Source organism: Flavobacterium sp. FlaQc-30 (assembly GCF_044005885.1).
Classification (GTDB): Bacteria; Bacteroidota; Bacteroidia; order Flavobacteriales; family Flavobacteriaceae; genus Flavobacterium.
The window spans coordinates 1-221 of sequence record NZ_JBIPCO010000067.1 but is presented as its reverse complement, the minus strand read 5'-3'; the positions used below and the strand labels follow the sequence as shown (position 1 = coordinate 221).

The following is a 221-nucleotide window of genomic DNA, read 5'->3' as shown; positions in this document are numbered from 1 at the left end:
CTACAATCGATGTTGTAGCGGATGTAATCAACAATGCAAGCACAATTATAAACGATTCTAAGTTCGCAACAGAACTTACACAATTTGTAGGTTCAAACGAAACTTTAACATCACTTGCTTATGATGCGACAGGAAAAACATTAACGTATCAGCCAGAAAGCGGATCTGCAACAGTAATAAAACTTGTTGATATGGTTGGAGATGCAGAAACGCTGACAACC

The 221-nt window shown here is 38.0% G+C and carries 1 protein-coding gene; it reads left to right on the top strand.

Features of this window, described 5'->3' with window-relative positions; translation table 11 throughout:
• Nucleotides 1-221 (top strand): hypothetical protein (locus ACHRV0_RS21775; RefSeq protein WP_395442546.1); only part of this gene is annotated, 221 nt, incomplete at both ends.